We start from the raw sequence: 14,275 nt of genomic DNA on the forward strand, positions 1-14,275 counted from the left end.
GCTAGCTCGCCTCGCGCATGTCAGCCTGACCCGGGTTAGCGCTCGCTTGCTGCTTGCCGCTTTTGTCGTCCGACTTTTTTTTGATCTTTACCGGCGCGCCCGGCTTGATCGCACCGAGGCCAGAGACGATCACTTGATCGCCGCCGGACAGACCTTTGCTGATGACTCTGCCATTGGCAACGCTTGGCCCGAGGTTCACGAATCGTTTTTTGGCCTTGCCGTTATCGGCCACATACACATACGTGCGCGACTGTCCCGTGAAGACCGCTTTTTCTGGTACCACGATGCCCTTCGAAAGCGTTGCGATTCGTACCCGAACCCTGACGTACAGGCCGGGCATCAGTCGGTTGTCCGGATTTTTCACCGTCGCACGCATACTCACCGTGCCCGTCTGCGGATCAATCGTGCTCTGGGTAAAGTCAACCTCACCCTTGTGTGAATAGTCCTTGCCGTTACCCAGAATGATCGTCGCCTGCCGCATCGACGCGCTGTTGCTGTCCTTGCCTCTCGCGTGCAGTGCTTTCTGGCGGGCAAAGGCGTCATTTTCCGGTAGCGCGAACAGGACATAGACCGGATTGATCTGGGTGATGGTGGTCAATTGGGTCTGGTTCGCGGTAACCAGCGACCCCAGATCAACATCGCGCAGGCTGGTCACACCGCTGATAGGCGCATCGACATGGGTGTAATCGAGATTGATTTGGGCCGACTGCAGATTGGCCTTGGCTTGCTGGACTGCAGCCCTATCCGACTGGTAGGTCGACAGATCCTGGTCGCGGGTCGCCTGACTCACCGCATTCTGTTTGTACAGCTTGCGGGTGCGGCGCCATGCCCGGGTGGCATTGGCCAGAGCGGCCTTGGCACTGGCCAGCTGGGCCTTGCGCTGGTTCACGGTCGCTTGGTACGGCTTGGGATCAATCGTGAACAAGGGGTCGCCCTTGTGCACGGTCGCCCCTTCGCGATAGTGCTTGGCCTGCAACACGCCGGTCACCTGGCCGATGACCTTGGCAGTCTGTTTGCCCTGAACCCGCCCTGGATATTCACCATAGACATCCACCGAATGCGGCTTGACGGTCAATGCCTGCACCGGCGTCGGCGGCGGCTGTTGCCCCTGCGCCTGACTTTTACCGCTACTGCTGCCGCATGCGGTGACGGCAAGAGTGCTTGCCAGAATGATCAGCGCCCGCAGCGCCAGCGCGCCTGTAGGCGCGTTGTAGTCATTGTTACGCATACCGCCGAATCCTGAGATGGGGTTCCCTGATCGTTCGCATGATACATACATTCGTGTATGTATGTAAGATGGAGGGCGCCGCGATAAAAAAACGCGCGGCATGGATGGACTGGCACATGGCACGCAAGACAAAAACGGAATCCGCCCAGACGCGCGCACGCATTCTGGACGCGGCCGAAACCGAGATGCTAGAGCGTGGCGTCACGCAGACGTCGCTGGAACGCATCGCTCGCCGGGCCGATGTCACGCGCGGCGCCATCTACTGGCATTTCGCGGACAAGACGGCACTGCTCGAAGCCATGGTTCAACGCACCGCGATGCCGTTGCGCGATCTGCGCCAGTGCCTCGGACAACACATCCCGGGCGACGAACCCATGCGGCTGATGCGCGAAATGCTGCTCCATGGGATATCACGTCTGGCCAATGATGAACAGCACCGGCGAGTCTGCCATATCGTATTTCATCGTTGCGAGATGACAGAACGAGGACATGCCACCGGCCACATGCTGAGCGTCATGTTCGAGGACAGTCGTGAAGTGCTGGTGTCGCTGTGCCGCGAGATCGCCACGGTCTGCCCCCTGCGCGAGCCGCTCACCGCCGAGGATGCCGCCGACGTGATCATCGCCTTCATGATCGGCCTGTATGAATGCAGCCTGCGTCACCCCGGGCTGTATTCCATCGAACACAGCATGGAGGCCAAGGTCGATGCCGTGCTCGGCGGCCTGTTCGTGACGACCCGGAGCCGGCCTGCCCCCCCCGGCTGACGGCACACTCATCGGGCGGCGTGTGCGATATAGCCCCGCGCCGAGGACGGGCCGAGGTCGATCGGCCGCGCGGGCCCGAGGAAGCGCGGCCGCGTATGCAGAACATACAGATCGAGGACGGCCTTGATCCGAGCGAAATACTCGCGCGCCTCGGTGCGCAACGGCTGCCGCCGGTCCTCCGCGGGCCAGGTATAGCCCACCGCCTCGACCCCCTCGTGCTGGGCCAGAAACAGCGCCCGATACTCGTGATATCGCTGTGACACGATCACGAAGGCGCGCAAACCGAATATTCGCCGGGCCCGCACGATCGAATCCAGGGTGCGAAACCCGGCGTAGTCCAGGCTGATCGCCGAATCCGGCACACCGCGGCGGCGCAGCGACTGATACATCTTGCGCGGTTCGTTGTAGGCCCGGCTTGGATTGGCGCCGGAAACCAGTAGATGCCGGACGCGCCCGGCGTGATACAACCGGGCCGCCGCCTTCATGCGGTTGCTGAACAGGGCGTTGGGATTACCGGTGTGCGTGTACGGGCTGGTGCCGAGCACCACGGCGAAATCGTAGACCGGCAGGCGTGCCGCATCGTCATAGATGCGATCCCGCGTACTCCCCAATACCCAGGCATTGGCCGCAATGCCCAGCAGCAACAGACTGCCCAAGGCCGTGGCCGTCCAGCGCAGAACCGACCCGAGCCGACGCCGCCGGGCGCCGCCGGCCGCTACCGGCATCCGGTCTGTCGCTGACCGAAGCCCCGCGCGTTTCTTCACGGCAACGGCTCGCCTCGAAGCGACAGGACGGCGGCGGCCGCGCCGACGGGGCCGTCACGCCCGCCCCGATGCGCAATCGCGAGCGGCTCGCCCGGCATGTACGCGCTGGGCGTTGCCCGCCCGGCCGCGGCCCACAATGCCCGGCCCTGCGTCATCGCCCGCCTCGTTTCTCGGCTCACGGACACGCCATGCTCCACTGGCAACGAATCTGTGGCGAGAATCGGGCAAGCGCGAGAGGCTGTCAACGCGCGCGCGACAACGCTGCCACGGCTTCATCCAGCCCGTTCGGCGTCAGCTCGTACATCCGCCCGGCCATCAACTCCCGCGTCATCTGTACGGACGACGTGTGATCCCAGCGCCGGCGCGGCTCGGGATTGAGCCACACCGCCCGTGGAAACGCCTCGAGCAATCGCCGCAGCCACACTTCACCGGGTTCGTCATTCCAGTGCTCCACCGAACCGCCCGGATAGGCGATTTCATACGGGCTCATGGTCGCATCGCCGACGAAGATGGCCTTGTACTCGGTATCGAAGGTCCGACAGATATCCTGGGTGTCGAAACGTTCACTACGGCGACGGGCATTGTCCCGCCACAAGCCTTCGTAGGGAAAATTGTGGAAGTAGAAATACTCGAGGTGCTGGAACTCGGCGCGCACCGCCGAAAACAGGTTTTCACACACGGCGACATGATCGTCCATCGAGCCGCCGACATCGAAGAACACCAGCAGCTTGACGGCATTGCGCCGTTCGGGCCGCATCACCAGATCGAGATGCCCGGCATTGTTCGCCGTGCCCCGGATGGTGGCGTCCAGGTCCAGTTCATCGGCCGCGCCTTCGCGCGCAAAGCGCCGCAGGCGGCGCAACGCCATCTTGATGTTACGGGTGCCGATCTCGCGATCGCCGTCCAGATCGGCGAACGCGCGCCGGTCCCAGACCTTGACCGCGCGCCGATGACGCGAGCGATCCTGGCCGATGCGGATACCTTCAGGATTGAAGCCGAACGCGCCGAACGGCGAGCGCCCGGCCGTACCGATCCATTTGTTGCCGCCCTGATGCCGCTTGCCCTGCTCTTCCAGGCGCTGCTTGAGCGTTTCCATGAGCTTGTCCCAGCCACCGAGCGCTTCGATCTCGGCTTTTTGTTCCTCGCTGAGTTCCAGCTCGTCGCGCTTGTCCAGCCATTCCTGTGGAATAGCCGTTTCCGGGTCGAGCGGCAACGCCGCGATACCTTCGAAATAATGCGCGAAGACCTGATCGAAACGATCGAACAGGGTCTCGTCCTTGATCAGCGACGCTCGCGCCAGATAGTAGAACCGGGTGACGCTCAGGCCGGCAACGTGCGCATCGAGCGCCTCGATCAACGTGAGGAACTCGGTCACCGAGGGCTTCAGCCCGGCCTCCCGCAACTCATAGAAGAATTCGACCAGCATGAGGTCGGCTCAGGGCCAGCCTAGCGCCGGGCCCGCCGGCTCATGAAGGCAAGCCGCTCGAACAGGTGCACATCCTGTTCGTTCTTGAGCAGCGCGCCGTGCATGGGCGGCAGCGCATCGTCCGCGTCGCCGTGCAATGCCGCGGCCGGAATATCTTCGGCCAGCAACAGCTTCAGCCAGTCCAGCAGCTCGGAGGTCGACGGTTTCTTCTTGATACCGGGCACATCGCGGATATCGAAGAACAGATCCAGCGCGTCCGACAGCAGCCGCGCCTTGATGCCCGGGAAATGCACGTCGACGATGGCCTTCATCGTGTCCTTGTCGGGAAACGAAATGAAGTGGAAAAAGCAACGGCGCAGGAAAGCGTCCGGGAGTTCCTTTTCGTTGTTGGAGGTGATGATGATGATCGGCCGGTGCCTTGCTTCGATGGTCTGGCGCGTCTCGTAAACGTCGAAGGCCATGCGATCGAGCTCACGCAGCAGATCATTCGGGAACTCGATATCGGCCTTGTCGATCTCGTCGATCAGCAGCACCGGCTGCTCGGCGGCGGTGAAGCAATCCCATAACGGGCCGGGCACGATGTAGTTCGAAATATCGTGCACTTTCGCGTCGCCGAGCTGCGAATCGCGCAGGCGCGAGACCGCGTCGTATTCGTACAGCCCCTGCGCCGCCTTGGTCGTCGACTTGATATGCCACTGATGAAGCGGTTTGCCCAGCCCGGCGGCGACCTCCTCGGCGAGCATGGTCTTGCCGGTGCCGGGCTCGCCCTTGATGAGCAACGGCCGCGTCAGCGTCACGGCCGCGTTCACGGCCAGCTTGAGATCGTCGGTCGCGACGTAGCGCTCGGTGCCCTCGAACTGGTGGCTCATCACGCCCGCCTACTTGCTGCGCGCTTCGAGCGCCGCGATCGCGGGCAGCGTCTTGCCCTCGAGGAATTCCAGGAAGGCGCCGCCGCCGGTCGAGATATACGACACTTTCTCGCCGATGCCATATTTTTCGATGGCGGCCAGGGTATCGCCGCCGCCGGCGATCGAGAAACCGTCGCTTTCGGCGATGGCCTGGGCCAGGGCTTCGGTACCGCCGCCGAACTGATCGATCTCGAACACGCCGACAGGCCCGTTCCAGACGATGGTGCCGGCGTTCTTGAGAATGGCTGCCATCTGTGCGCGCGCCTTGGGTCCGATGTCCAGAATCATCTCGTTGTCGGCCACATCGGCGATGTTGCGCGTCACGGCCGCGGCGGATTCCGAGAACTCGGTGGCCACGACCACGTCCTCGGGCAACGGGATATCGCCACCGCGCGCGCGGATGTCCGCGAGAATCGCCCGCGCGGAATCGACCAGATCGGCTTCATAGAGCGAGCCGCCGACATGGTGCCCGGCCGCCGCCAAAAAGGTGTTGGCGATGCCGCCGCCGACGATGAGCTGATCGGCCAGCGTGGCCAGCGATTTCAAAAGCTCGAGCTTGGACGACACCTTGGAGCCGCCGACGATGACCACCAAGGGGCGCTTCGGATCGTTCATCGCGGCTCTGAGCGCCTCGACCTCGGCCATGAGCAACGGCCCGGCGCAGGCCACCGGCGCGAAGCGCGCCACGCCCTCGGTCGAGGCCTGGGCACGGTGGGCGGTGCCGAAGGCATCCATGACGAACACATCGCACAGGGCGGCCATTTTCCGGGCCAGGCCTGCGTCGTTGGCTTTCTCGCCGACATTGAAGCGCACGTTCTCGCAGACCACCATTTCGCCGTCCGCGACTTCGACATCGCCGTCCAGCCAGTCGATGGCCAGCGGCACGTCGCGGTCGAGTTCGTCGGACAACCATTTCGCCACCGGCGCCAGGCTGTCCTCTGCCGACGGCTCGCCTTCGGTCGGCCGACCGAGATGGGCCATGACCATGACCTTCGCGCCGGCCGCCATGGCTTTTTTCATGGTCGGCAGCGAGGCGCGCAGGCGCGCGGCCGAAGTCACCTGGCCGTTTTTCACCGGCACGTTCAGATCCTCGCGGATCAGCACGCGCTTGCCGGCGAGATCGACGTCGTCCATCGATAGCATGGTCATATAGTGTCCTCGTTCAGAAATTGGGCGGTGCGCCGTCGGGCAACCTGGTCAGGATCAGGAATCTAACCGTCACCGCGCTCGAATACAAAGCCGCCTTGGGCGACCTCGAGATCGCGTTCGTAAAAGCACAGTCCGCAGATGGACGCCAATAAAGATTGAACACAGGCCGTGGTCGTTGATACTCAGCGAACACGCTACAGTATGTTCAATAGCGCGGCGGCGTGCTTGGCCACTCTATTTGCATTTATTCGCGTTCTTTTGCGGGCAGATTTGCCAAAAAAAGACCGGACTGCGTCCGGTCTTTTCGAGTGCTGACGATCGTCGTTCGATCAGCCGACGTTGGCCATGGCCAGCGCGGTATCCAGCATGCGGTTGGAAAAGCCCCATTCGTTGTCGTACCAGGAGCAGACCTTGATCAGGCGCGAACCGGCAACCTTGGTCAGCTTGGAATCGACCGTGGACGACACCGAAGTGTGGTTGTAGTCCTGCGAGACCAGCTCTTCCTCGGTGTAGGCCAGCACGCCCTTGAGCTCGCCGTTGGCGGCGGTCTTGAGCACGTTGTTGACGTCTTCCACCGTGACGTCCTTGGACACATTGGCCGACAGATCGACGAAGGAGACGTTGATGGTCGGCACGCGCACGGCGAAACCATCCAGCTTGCCGTTGAGGTCCGGCAGCACCAGGCCGACCGCGGCGGCCGCGCCGGTCTTGGTCGGGATCATGTTCTGGGTCGCACTGCGCGCCCGGCGGATGTCCTTGTGATAGACATCCGACAGCACCTGGTCGTTGGTGTACGAGTGGATGGTGTTCATCAACCCGAACTCGATGCCGAAGGCGTCGTGCAGGGGCTTGACCAGCGGCGCCAGGCAGTTGGTCGTGCAGGAGGCGTTGGAGACGACCTTGTCTTCCGGGGTGAGTGTTTCGTGGTTGACGCCGTAGACGATGGTCTTGAGATCGCTGCCGGCGGGCGCGGAGATCAGCACTTTCCTGGCGCCGCCCTTCAGGTGGGCGCTGGCCTTGTCCTTGCTGGCAAACAGACCCGTGCACTCGAGCACCACATCCACGCCCAGATCGCCCCAGGGCAACTGGGCCGGATCGCGCTCGGACAGCACCTTGATTCGGTCGCCGTTGACGACCAGATCCTCGCCCTCGGCCTTGACCTCGCCCGGGAACGTCCCGTGGGCGGTGTCGTACTGGGTCAGGTGCGCGTTCATCTTGGCGTCGCCGAGGTCGTTGATCGCCACGATCTCGATCTCGCCGGTGCGCTTGCTCTCATACAGGGCACGCAGCACGTTGCGGCCGATGCGACCGTAGCCGTTGATACCAATCTTGACTGCCATGTTCGCTCCTCGAACTTGGAATTGAACTTGAGTACGCTCCAAATCAGGCCTTGACCTGATTCCGGAGCGCTTCGACAACGCCTTCGACGGTCACGCCGAGTTCCTTGTAGACCTCGGGCCCCGGTGCCGAAAGACCGAACTGGTCGACACCCACCACCTGGCCGGTCGGGCCGACATAGCCGACCCAGCCATCGGAGACGCCGGCTTCGACCGCCACGCGGGCTGTAACCGCCGGGTCGAGAACGCTATCACGATACGCCGCTGGCTGTTCGCGAAACAGATCCACGCAGGGCATGGACACGACCCGAACCGCGATCTCGCCAACCAGCTTGTCGGCGGCGGCCACGGCCAGTTCCAGTTCGGAGCCGGTGGCCATGACGATGGCATCCGGGGCACCGCCGGTATCGCGCAGTACGTAGCCGCCCCGGGCGATGGCGGCGACCGTGTCGGCATCGCGATCCTGATGATCGACGTCCTGGCGCGACAGCGCCAGCGCACAGGGGCCGGCCTCGCGCTCGATGGCGGCCTTCCAGGCAACGGCCACTTCGACGTCGTCCCCCGGGCGCCAGACATGCAGGTTCGGGATCAGGCGCAGCGAGGCCAGATGCTCGACCGGCTGATGGGTCGGGCCGTCCTCGCCCAGGCCGATGGAGTCGTGGGTGTAGACAAAGACGTTGCGCGACTTCATCAGCGCCGCCATGCGCACCGCGTTGCGAGCGTAGTCGGAGAACGTCAGGAAGGTCGCGCCGAACGGCACGAAGCCGCCGTGCAGACTCAGGCCGTTGGTGATCGCCGACATGCCGAATTCGCGCACGCCGTAGTAGACATAGTTGCCGTTGTAATCAGCGGCCGTGACGGCCTTGTGACCGTCGAAATCGGTGCCGTTGGAACCGGACAGATCGGCCGAACCGCCGAACAGATCCGGCAACAGGTTCCATACCGCGCCCAGCACTGCCTTGGAGGACTTGCGGGTCGCCGTGCGCTTGCCATCCGACTGCATCGCGTCGATCAGCTGGGCGATGCCGGCTTCCCAGTCGGCGGGCATTGTGCCGGACAGGCGACGATCCAGTTCGGTGGCCAATTCCGGGTTTGCCTTCACGTAGGCGTCGTGCACATCCTTCCAGGACTTCTCGGCGGCGGCGCCGGCATCGCGGTGATCCCAGGCCGCATAGATATCGTCCGGCACATGGAACGGCGTCTCGTCCGCCCAGCCCAGCGCCTTGCGGGTCGCGGCAACTTCGTCGTCGCCCAGCGGCGCGCCGTGGACCTTGGCGGTGCCCTTCATGTGAGGCGAACCGTAACCGATCACGGTCTTGCAGCAGATCAGCGTGGGCTTGGCGGTTTCCTTCCTGGCGGTCTCGATCGCGGTGTTGATTTCCCCGGCGTCGTGGCCGTCGACGTTGCGCACCACCTGCCAACCATAAGCTTCGAAGCGGGCCGGCGTATCGTCGGTGAACCAGCCCTTGACCTCGCCGTCGATGGAAATGCCGTTGTCATCGTAGAACACGATGAGCTTGCCCAGCCCCAGCGTACCGGCCAGCGAACAGGCCTCGTGCGAGATGCCTTCCATCAGGCAGCCGTCACCGGCAAAGCAGTAGGTACGGTGATCGATCACCTTGTGCTCGACCGTGTTGAACTGGGAAGCCAGCACCGCTTCGCCCAGCGCCATCCCGACCGCGTTGGCCAGCCCCTGGCCGAGCGGGCCCGTGGTGGTCTCCACACCCGGCGTTTCGGTGTTTTCCGGATGGCCCGGGGTCCGCGAATGCAGTTGGCGGAAGTTCTTGATGTCGTCCAGCGACATATCGTAGCCGGTCAGATGCAGCGCGGCGTACTGCAGCATCGAGCCGTGGCCGTTGGACAGCAGGAAACGGTCGCGATCGGCCCAGTCCGGATTGGTCGGATTGAACTTCAGATGATCGTTGAACAGCACTTCCGCGATATCGGCCATGCCCATCGGCATACCGGGGTGTCCAATGTTGGCTTTCTGGACGGCGTCCATGGCCAGAATACGAATCGCGTTGGCGAGATCTCGTCGTGAGGGCATTGCAACCATCCCGAGTACGGCTTGACAAAGGTTGGTCATTGTCCATTAAAGACGACCGCATCGGCAACATTGACGATGAGCGCACAAACGCGTGGGCAGAGTGTGCGGCCTTATCGCAAGCCCGCCCGTTCGAAGGCGGCACGATCCCTCATTCAAGCCGGCCTGCGCAACCCGGTCCCGGGTTGTGTCCGACACGCACCCGGCCGAATAAGCAGAAGCATTCTGCCTCCGCACGCGAATGAGCGCAAAAAACGAAGGCAGGCTAGACACTACTGCTTCGGGCGCGCAAGCAATCGCGTCGTCCACTCGTTGACCGGGCGCTGCGCCGGACCAAGGGGCAGCCTATTCGACGCGCCCCGGATGTAGTTACAACTCATAACAAAAGGCCTTCAACCGCGCGCCAAGCCCTTTCTGCGTGTCAATTCAAGGAATTTTACGGCCATTTCTTTGTATAAGCATCTATTTTCCCGAATCCGCGTAGTTGCTTATTGAGTCTGCAGCGTCCCCGCATGTTCCGCAGACAAAAAAAGCATCCGAACGGCCCGGCTTCGACTCGGCCCGTGGGTGCCTGCACGCCCTCGCCGACACAGGAAAAAATATCATGAAAAAATCAGGACATGCCGACATCCAGGAAACCGCTGCCGGGACTGGGGCGAGCGAACATCCCGCCCCGCGCGTGACGCCCGGCCGAAGCCGCCGCCGATTTCTCGCCCATGGCGGCATGTATGCCGCCGGCCTGGTCGGAAGTGCGCTCCTGGGCGCCTGCAACGACCACAGCAACAAAGCGGTCGCCGCGACCAGCGACAATAATGTGTATGTGGGCGGCCCACCCGACGAAGCCATTCTCAACTTCGCGCTGAATCTCGAATATCTCGAAGCCGAGTATTACCTGCGGGCCGTGACCGGCAACGGACTGGCCGACAGCGACCGGGGCAACAATCCGGGCATGGTGATCATCAAGGGATCGCCACAAGTGGATTTCAGCAGCAATAAACTCATTGGCCAATACGCGGCGGAGATCGCCCAGGATGAGTTGCATCACGTGCAGTTCCTGCGCGCGGCGCTGGGCACGCATGCGGCTTCCGCTCCGGCGATCGATCTCAAGAACTCTTTCGCTGCGCTCGGCAACCTGATCGGCGTATCCAACTTCGACCCGTTCTCAAGCCCCGAGAACTTCCTGCTCGGCGCCTTTATCTTCGAGGATGTCGGGGTCACGGCCTATCATGGCGGCGCGCCGTTCCTCAAAAGCCGCACCTATCTCGATGCCGCCGCGGGCATTCTTGCCGTGGAGGCCTATCATGCCGGGCTGGTTCGTACCTTCCTCACGGCGGCGGATTACAACAACGGCAACACCGCGTTCAGCGACCTCACGGACAATATCTCGGGCGTGCGCGACAGTGTGGATGGCAATTCGAATGTCAGCGCCGACTACGCCAACGGTCAACCGCCGGTGGCCGCCAACGACGACCAGGGCATCGGCAAGAACCAGGCCGTGGGCGAGACCAATGGCATGGTCAGCATCAACGGCAGCCTGTACGCGGCGAGCAATATCGTGCCGACGGACGCTAACGGGCTCGCCTATGACCGCACCATCGCGCAGGTGCACAACATCGCCTATGCCACCGCTGCCCAGGTGTCCCAGGGCGGCTTTTTCCCGAACGGCACCAACATACCCGGGCACAGCGCGCTGTCCATGAGCGCCGATAACAGCAGCTGAAGCCGCCGCGACCCGCACGGGCGCGTCGTCCCACCGACAACCCCGGCCCTTGCCGGGGCCTTGCGATGCCAACGGCGGGCGCGGGCGAACGAGACACACCCTGTTCGCCGGCCCCGCGATCGGCTATGCTGCAATGGTCTTCAGGGCGGGGTGCAATTCCCCACCGGTGGTAGGGCTGCACAGGCAGCCGAGCCCACGAGCGCTTCCGACTCCCGTTGGAAGGTCAGCAGATCTGGTCAGAATCCAGAGCCGACGGTCACAGTCCGGATGAAAGAAGACGCGTGGCGGCAGTCCGGCGCAATCGGTGCGTCGGCGCGAGCCCTCTCGCCTAGCCCTGAAACGTTGACTCCATGACAAGAGGACGTTTCATGTCAGCATCCAACGAATTCCACGGCTTCCCGCGGCTCGCCGCCGCCATCGAGGCCTATCGCGCCGGACGCCCGGTTCTGTTGCTCGATGATAGCGATCGCGAGAACGAGGCCGACATCGTGGCCGCGGCCGAGAACCTGTCGGTCGACACCATGGTCAAGATGATCCGCGATGGCTCGGGCATCGTCTGCCTGTGTTTTCCCGGCGCCGAAATCGACGCGCTCGGCCTGCCCCAGATGGTCAACAACAACCAGTCGAAAAACCGCACCGGCTTTACCGTGAGCATAGAGGCGGCCACCGGCGTGACGACCGGCGTGTCGGCCGCCGACCGCGTGCGCACGATCGCTGCCTCGCTGGAAGCACTCGGCGGCGATCACGGCGCCATCGTCAGCCCCGGCCACGTCTTTCCACTGCGGGCGGTGGACGATGGCGTACTGGCCCGTCGCGGGCACACCGAGGGCTCGCTGGATCTCGCGATTCTGGCCGGCATGCGCCCCGCCGCCGTGCTCTGCGAGCTGATGAACGATGACGGCACCATGGCCGGAAACGCCGAGATCGAGCGCTATGCCGCACGCCACGACATGCCGGTTCTGACCATCGACGAGATCGCGCGCTACCGCGAGGCCCGACTGGCACGGACCCGCGAATGCGCCTGATCCGGCTGCCGACCTGAACGCCATGTCGCGCATCCGCGGCCGACGACGGCGCGACCGCGGGTGACGCGATCCGGGCCGAGGACTATCCTTGGCAGGATGAACAGCTCCTCGATCGCTCTCGACAGCAACAGCCCGAACGAGACACCGCAGGAATTCTCGATCGATGCGCTGGCACGCGAAACCGGTTCGACGGTACGCAATATCCGCGCCTATCAGGATCGTGGCCTGCTGCCGCCGCCGGAACGGCGCGGCCGCCGCGGCATCTACAACGATGCCCATCTGTCGCGGCTGCGCATCATCAATCGGCTGCTGGAACGTGGCTACACGCTGTCGAATATCGGCGAGCTGATCGAAAGCTGGGAATCGGGTAACGATATCGGCCATCTGCTGGGTCTGGAAACCGCGGTCGCCAGCCCCTGGACGGACGAACTGCCCGACTATCTGACCATGCCGCAGCTGCTGCGCAAATTCGGCGGCCAGTTCTCCAAACGGGCACTGGACAAGGCAGTCGCCCTCGAGGTGATCCGCCCCGAGGGCATGCGCTACCGCGTGCCCAGCCCCCGCATGCTGCACGCCGGCGCGGAACTGGTCGCGGCCGGCATCCCGCTCGAGGACATGCTCGACGTGGTCGCCCAGTTGCGCGAGAACGTCGAGCAGGCCTCCGATGCCATGGTCCGCCTGGTCGCCCATCATGTCTTCGACCGCTACGGCGAGGGCCAGCTCCCGCCGGGCGACGATATGCCGGAGCTCGCCGATCTGATCTGGCGTCTTCGGCCACTGGTGGAAATGGCCGTGCTGCCGGAAGTCGCCCGCGCCATGGCGAAAGCCGCGGACCAGCACCTGGGCGATCGTCTCGCCCAGGTGCTCGACCATCTGCACGACGCCGAATAGCCCATGGGCCGCCGGCACCGGCGGCCCGCATACGCGGCCCGCTGATCATGGGACAGGCGACGCCGCCCGGCGCGCCATGAAGCGTTGCGTCCGCCCGCTCTTTATGACATTTACTGATGCAACCGTCACATCGTTCCAAGTCATGCCCGAAAAGAGCGCTGAAATCACGCGCCAACAACGCGCACGGGACGCGGTGGTCACCGGCGCGGGCGTGCGCCTGGCCTGCTATACCGATGGCGATCCGAGCCGGCCGACCCTGGGTTCGTGCATGGCTATCCGGACACGGCCAGCGTATGGGGTCGCCTGATCGCGCAGCTGGCCGATCGCTACCACTGCGTGCGCTACGACATCGGCGGCGCAGGTCGTTCGGACCGGCCGGGCGCGGTTTCTGCCTACGAACTGGCCAAGCTCATGTCGGTCACGGCCTGCGCGGGCAGTGGCGTCGCGACCGTGGCGCCTTGCTGCGCCAGATGCGACGTTCCTGGTATATCGGCGCGTTTGATCTCCCTTGGCTCGCGCCATTGGGCTGGCGCTATGTGCCGGCCCGGCGCTGGCCGGCCACGCTGGCGCGCCTGGAAGGCGAAACGCTCGCGGTCGCGCCCACCTGGCGCGAGGACGGCCGGCACGGCATCAAGCTTTATCGCGCCAATATCGGGCCGCGACTGGCCCGGTCGCGACAACGACCGGCGACCGTGCCGGCACACTTCATCGTGCCACTTCGAGATCCCTTCTTCGGCCGCGGCCTGGTGGCGGGCACCAAAGCCCGGGTCGACGATCTCACGATCGACGAGATCGATGCCGGCCACTGGGCGATGGCCACCCATGCACCGCAGGTGGCCCGGCTGATCGACGCATACATCGCCCCGCGGACGCGCCGGGCCGCGGCGACAGACACCGCAAGCTGATCCGCGAGGAGCCCGCCAGGAGTACACCCGCCGCCGACTATCGAGTCGGCCGCGATTCATCCGGGCACCATGGCCCGGTCATGCCACAACGACGCGACCTGCATTTCCTGCCCC

At 64.0% G+C, this 14,275-nt stretch carries 13 protein-coding genes and 1 riboswitch; of the genes, 6 read left to right on the top strand and 7 right to left on the bottom strand.

The window, feature by feature from the left end:
* Position 1 precedes the first annotated feature (1 nt).
* A complete protein-coding gene (locus ACS8YF_RS15985) occupies positions 2 to 1,228 on the bottom strand; it encodes an efflux RND transporter periplasmic adaptor subunit (protein ID WP_440851146.1) in 1,227 nt (408 codons plus the stop codon).
* Between the two features lie 116 nt (positions 1,229 to 1,344).
* Here ACS8YF_RS15985 and ACS8YF_RS15990 point away from each other — a divergent pair, with 116 nt between their 5' ends.
* A complete protein-coding gene (locus tag ACS8YF_RS15990) occupies positions 1,345 to 1,992 on the top strand; it encodes a TetR family transcriptional regulator (RefSeq protein WP_440851147.1) in 648 nt (215 codons plus the stop codon).
* 8 nt (positions 1,993 to 2,000) lie between these two features.
* Here ACS8YF_RS15990 and ACS8YF_RS15995 read toward each other — a convergent pair whose 3' ends face one another.
* From ACS8YF_RS15995 to tkt, 6 genes are all read right to left on the bottom strand, one after another.
* Complete coding sequence (locus tag ACS8YF_RS15995; RefSeq protein WP_440851148.1) at positions 2,001 to 2,717, bottom strand: SanA/YdcF family protein; 717 nt, start codon at positions 2,715 to 2,717, stop codon at positions 2,001 to 2,003.
* Positions 2,718 to 2,997: 280 nt separating this feature from the next.
* On the bottom strand, positions 2,998 to 4,182 hold the full coding sequence (locus tag ACS8YF_RS16000; RefSeq protein ID WP_440851149.1) for a vWA domain-containing protein: 1,185 nt from the start codon (positions 4,180 to 4,182) through the stop codon (positions 2,998 to 3,000).
* Between the two features lie 20 nt (positions 4,183 to 4,202).
* Positions 4,203 to 5,051, bottom strand: a complete 849-nt coding sequence (locus ACS8YF_RS16005; protein ID WP_440851150.1) for an AAA family ATPase — start codon at positions 5,049 to 5,051, stop codon at positions 4,203 to 4,205.
* A 9-nt stretch (positions 5,052 to 5,060) separates the two neighbouring features.
* Positions 5,061 to 6,239: a phosphoglycerate kinase gene (locus tag ACS8YF_RS16010; protein ID WP_440851151.1), complete on the bottom strand. Its 1,179-nt coding sequence runs from the start codon at positions 6,237 to 6,239 to the stop codon at positions 5,061 to 5,063.
* A 329-nt stretch (positions 6,240 to 6,568) separates the two neighbouring features.
* Positions 6,569 to 7,579, bottom strand: coding sequence for a type I glyceraldehyde-3-phosphate dehydrogenase (gap, locus tag ACS8YF_RS16015; RefSeq protein ID WP_440851152.1), 1,011 nt, complete (start codon positions 7,577 to 7,579; stop codon positions 6,569 to 6,571).
* Positions 7,580 to 7,622: 43 nt separating this feature from the next.
* Complete coding sequence (tkt, locus tag ACS8YF_RS16020; RefSeq protein WP_440851153.1) at positions 7,623 to 9,623, bottom strand: transketolase; 2,001 nt, start codon at positions 9,621 to 9,623, stop codon at positions 7,623 to 7,625.
* Between the two features lie 601 nt (positions 9,624 to 10,224).
* Here tkt and ACS8YF_RS16025 point away from each other — a divergent pair.
* The 5 genes from ACS8YF_RS16025 to ACS8YF_RS16045 all read left to right on the top strand — a co-directional run bounded on the left by ACS8YF_RS16025 (position 10,225) and on the right by ACS8YF_RS16045 (position 14,161).
* Positions 10,225 to 11,340: a ferritin-like domain-containing protein gene (locus ACS8YF_RS16025; RefSeq protein ID WP_440851154.1), complete on the top strand. Its 1,116-nt coding sequence runs from the start codon at positions 10,225 to 10,227 to the stop codon at positions 11,338 to 11,340.
* Between the two features lie 132 nt (positions 11,341 to 11,472).
* Positions 11,473 to 11,623: riboswitch (FMN riboswitch) on the top strand.
* Positions 11,624 to 11,708: 85 nt separating this feature from the next.
* Positions 11,709 to 12,365: a 3,4-dihydroxy-2-butanone-4-phosphate synthase gene (ribB, locus tag ACS8YF_RS16030; RefSeq protein ID WP_440851155.1), complete on the top strand. Its 657-nt coding sequence runs from the start codon at positions 11,709 to 11,711 to the stop codon at positions 12,363 to 12,365.
* 96 nt (positions 12,366 to 12,461) lie between these two features.
* Positions 12,462 to 13,256, top strand: coding sequence for a MerR family transcriptional regulator (locus ACS8YF_RS16035; protein ID WP_440851156.1), 795 nt, complete (start codon positions 12,462 to 12,464; stop codon positions 13,254 to 13,256).
* Positions 13,257 to 13,398: 142 nt separating this feature from the next.
* Positions 13,399 to 13,563: a hypothetical protein gene (locus tag ACS8YF_RS16040; protein ID WP_440851157.1), complete on the top strand. Its 165-nt coding sequence runs from the start codon at positions 13,399 to 13,401 to the stop codon at positions 13,561 to 13,563.
* A gap of 163 nt (positions 13,564 to 13,726) precedes the next feature.
* On the top strand, positions 13,727 to 14,161 hold the full coding sequence (locus tag ACS8YF_RS16045; RefSeq protein ID WP_440851158.1) for a hypothetical protein: 435 nt from the start codon (positions 13,727 to 13,729) through the stop codon (positions 14,159 to 14,161).
* The last annotated feature ends 114 nt before the right edge of the window (positions 14,162 to 14,275 follow it).

Origin of the sequence: Salinisphaera sp. SWV1 (assembly GCF_052044155.1) — a bacterium.
In the GTDB taxonomy this organism is placed as follows: domain Bacteria; phylum Pseudomonadota; class Gammaproteobacteria; order Nevskiales; family Salinisphaeraceae; genus Salinisphaera.

What these genes read in the sequence shown, in the direction of transcription:
- ACS8YF_RS15985 (WP_440851146.1), bottom strand. Translation starts at nt 1,228, where the DNA reads ATGCGTAACAATGACTACAACGCGCCTACAGGCGCGCTGGCGCTGCGG.
- ACS8YF_RS15990 (WP_440851147.1), top strand. Translation starts at nt 1,345, where the DNA reads ATGGCACGCAAGACAAAAACGGAATCCGCCCAGACGCGCGCACGCATT.
- ACS8YF_RS15995 (WP_440851148.1), bottom strand. Translation starts at nt 2,717, where the DNA reads ATGCCGGTAGCGGCCGGCGGCGCCCGGCGGCGTCGGCTCGGGTCGGTT.
- ACS8YF_RS16000 (WP_440851149.1), bottom strand. Translation starts at nt 4,182, where the DNA reads ATGCTGGTCGAATTCTTCTATGAGTTGCGGGAGGCCGGGCTGAAGCCC.
- ACS8YF_RS16005 (WP_440851150.1), bottom strand. Translation starts at nt 5,051, where the DNA reads ATGAGCCACCAGTTCGAGGGCACCGAGCGCTACGTCGCGACCGACGAT.
- ACS8YF_RS16010 (WP_440851151.1), bottom strand. Translation starts at nt 6,239, where the DNA reads ATGACCATGCTATCGATGGACGACGTCGATCTCGCCGGCAAGCGCGTG.
- gap (WP_440851152.1), bottom strand. Translation starts at nt 7,579, where the DNA reads ATGGCAGTCAAGATTGGTATCAACGGCTACGGTCGCATCGGCCGCAAC.
- tkt (WP_440851153.1), bottom strand. Translation starts at nt 9,623, where the DNA reads ATGCCCTCACGACGAGATCTCGCCAACGCGATTCGTATTCTGGCCATG.
- ACS8YF_RS16025 (WP_440851154.1), top strand. Translation starts at nt 10,225, where the DNA reads ATGAAAAAATCAGGACATGCCGACATCCAGGAAACCGCTGCCGGGACT.
- ribB (WP_440851155.1), top strand. Translation starts at nt 11,709, where the DNA reads ATGTCAGCATCCAACGAATTCCACGGCTTCCCGCGGCTCGCCGCCGCC.
- ACS8YF_RS16035 (WP_440851156.1), top strand. Translation starts at nt 12,462, where the DNA reads ATGAACAGCTCCTCGATCGCTCTCGACAGCAACAGCCCGAACGAGACA.
- ACS8YF_RS16040 (WP_440851157.1), top strand. Translation starts at nt 13,399, where the DNA reads ATGCCCGAAAAGAGCGCTGAAATCACGCGCCAACAACGCGCACGGGAC.
- ACS8YF_RS16045 (WP_440851158.1), top strand. Translation starts at nt 13,727, where the DNA reads ATGCGACGTTCCTGGTATATCGGCGCGTTTGATCTCCCTTGGCTCGCG.